We start from the raw sequence: 2,315 nt of genomic DNA, 5'->3' as shown, positions 1-2,315 counted from the left end.
CCACAGGATGCGCCGCTCGCCCCAGCGTGCAAAGGCCGAGCCCAGCTTCTCGTCCAGGCCTGCACCGCTGTCGTCGATCTCCTCGAAGGGCGTGCCCACGCCGGGCAGATAGACGCGAAAGTAGTTCGGATACGCCGCCTCGTTGGGCCACAGTGCCCGCGCCGTGATCGCCGAGCGCGGGGCGATCGTCTGCCCCGGGTAGGCCTCGAACAAGCGCGCCACGTTCGAATGCGTGTGGTCGCCGCGCTGCTCGCTCAGCCCGTAGTGGTTGCGCGTGCCATCGAAGAAAAATCCGAAGAACAGGTTCGTCTCGCACGAACGGCCAGGTTGGCCGATGGCGGGGGTTTCGCGGGGGATGACGAACTTGTTTTGAATAGTTCTGAGCCGTTCTTCTTCGGTGAAAAATCGCTCGTAGTTGGCGGGATCGTCATAGGTCTGCGGCACCGCGGGCGCCAATTTCACGGCCGAAGTCATGGCTTGTTTTTCTCCAATTGCTCAAGCCACGCACGTATCGTGCGCAGCGACCGTTCAGCGTCCTCCCGGATGGCTTGGCTGAATCGAGGGTCGTTGGAGTCTGAGAATCCTTTCAAGTCGTTTGGCGAGTACCGTTGAAGGTGCGCCCAGATCTCTTCCAACCGTTTCCCAGAGGGGCCTTTGATCAGCTCTTCGTAGTAAGAGATCCCTGCCGCCACCCGGTCATACTCCATCTGCCACAGCTTGAGCCTGTGCTCCCGGCTCGGAATTGGCCAGTGGTTGAGCTTGCCCGGCCATTGCGGATGCCCCGGGTCCACCGCGCTGGCCAGCACTTCGACGCTGCCGTCCTCATAGAACAAGGCCCACAACACCCCCGGTTCGTCCGTCGGATACGGCGGCAGCTCCCGCACGATCGTCTCGTAGCGTCGGTCATACGACGAACCCGTCCACCAGTCGTAGCGCAGCTTCACCTGGATGCCCGGCCGCCACCGCCTCGGCAGCGCGTAGCAGCACATCGCACCATTGCCGCTGTAAGGGTCCACCCCGGGGCCGCCCGCCACTTTTTGATCGTTTTGCGGATCGATGAACAGCACCGCGTTCAATTCCCGCCCCGTGTAGTTCACCGCCGTCACCGCCACCGCATCGCGATCGGCGCGCACCGCCCCTGCGCAGCCGCTCAGCAGCACGGCGCACAGCCACAGCAGCCTCGGCAACAGCCACCCGCTTGCAGCTTTCACTTCCCGCTTCATCGGCTCTTCATCCTCCAGTCAGTACCCTGTCGCCGGGCTTCATCAGGGCCTCGCGCACCCGGCTCAGGCGGCCGGGGAGATCCCGCACCTCGCGCTGATCGGCACTTTGCAAGGCACGGCATGCCTGCGCATGCCGCCACGAGGGCCGCGTGGTTTGCCACAGCTCACCGAGGTCCCGCGCCAGCAATGCCAGCATCTCGTCAGCTTCACTGTCGTGCACCAGCGCAGCGCACTGCGCCTCGTCCAGGACCGGGTCGGCCCAGTCCTCGGTGGCCGTCGGGTGTGTGCCCTCCGGGGGCACGGGCAGACGGTGCCAGCGGCCATCGCGCCCGATGCACTGCCACTGGCGGGCCGCTCCGATCAGCTCGGCCAATTGCTCAGGGCGCAAGGCGTTCGCAATCGCCGGTAAACGGCGTGTATCGGCCCAGCGCAGATGAAATGTCGTGCCCGCCGCGTTGACGATGGACCATCGTGCCAGCCGGTCCGCGAGCTGCGTGGCTGTCTCCGGGGTGGTCAGCGCCGTCACCATGGGCCGGGTGTTGCAAAGATCCAAGAAGGCTCGCCAATCGGGCTGTTTCGGACGATGGGCCACGACACAGGGCGACAGGTCCAACACATCGGGCCCGACCCCGGGCCAACGCTCGAACACCACCTGAGGATGGGCGCCACAGGCCCGCAGACGGGCGGCCAAACTCGGCACAAAGGCGCCGTCCAGGATCAACAGGCATTGCAGGCCTGCCGGGACGGTCTGGGCCAGTTGGTCGAGCCCCTCCAGCCAGCCCGGCTCGAAGGCATCGATGTATCCGTTCATTCCATCCTCGTGAAGGCCGGCGCTGCGTCCAGGGAGCGTTTGAGGCATTCGACGCACAGCGTCCTGGGCATCGCTGGCATCAAGGGCTGCACCCGCTTTGCCCCGAGCATGCGGATCTGCGCGGCCTGGATGCGCAAGGTGCCCGGGCAGTGCACCTGCAGGCCCTGGGCGCTCAGGGTGATGCGTGCGCCGCCGGCGGTGGCCAGGGTGAGGCTGCGCGCCGCCGTGGCGTCCAGGTGGGCCGCCGCGCTTTGGATGTCCAGCGCCTGCTGCGCAGCCAG

The 2,315-nt window shown here is 66.1% G+C and carries 3 protein-coding genes and 1 pseudogene; all 4 read right to left on the bottom strand.

The genetic code is table 11. The features are described from left to right. Positions 1–462: pseudogene (locus AC1ECW_RS16225) on the bottom strand (hypothetical protein); the annotation flags it as partial. A gap of 8 nt (positions 463–470) precedes the next feature. Beyond that, entirely contained in the window at positions 471–1,223 is a 753-nt protein-coding gene (locus tag AC1ECW_RS16220) for a DUF3304 domain-containing protein (RefSeq protein ID WP_481202295.1), read from the bottom strand. A gap of 7 nt (positions 1,224–1,230) precedes the next feature. Continuing rightward, positions 1,231–2,034 carry a DUF4123 domain-containing protein gene (locus tag AC1ECW_RS16215; RefSeq protein WP_481202294.1) on the bottom strand — a complete coding sequence of 268 codons (804 nt, stop codon included), beginning with the start codon at positions 2,032–2,034 and terminating at the stop codon, positions 1,231–1,233. Continuing rightward, positions 2,031–2,315: DUF2345 domain-containing protein (locus tag AC1ECW_RS16210; protein WP_481202293.1), on the bottom strand; the 285-nt coding region annotated here is incomplete at its 5' end. The genes AC1ECW_RS16210 and AC1ECW_RS16215, both read right to left, overlap by 4 nt.

This window comes from Caldimonas hydrothermalis (genome assembly GCF_056746695.1).
The sequence above is the reverse complement of the archived record's forward strand: the minus strand, read 5'-3'. Positions and strand labels throughout refer to the sequence as shown.

Coding starts and splice junctions, on each gene's coding strand:
- AC1ECW_RS16220 (WP_481202295.1), bottom strand. CDS start 1,223: ATGAAGCGGGAAGTGAAAGCTGCAAGCGGGTGGCTGTTGCCGAGGCTG.
- AC1ECW_RS16215 (WP_481202294.1), bottom strand. CDS start 2,034: ATGAACGGATACATCGATGCCTTCGAGCCGGGCTGGCTGGAGGGGCTC.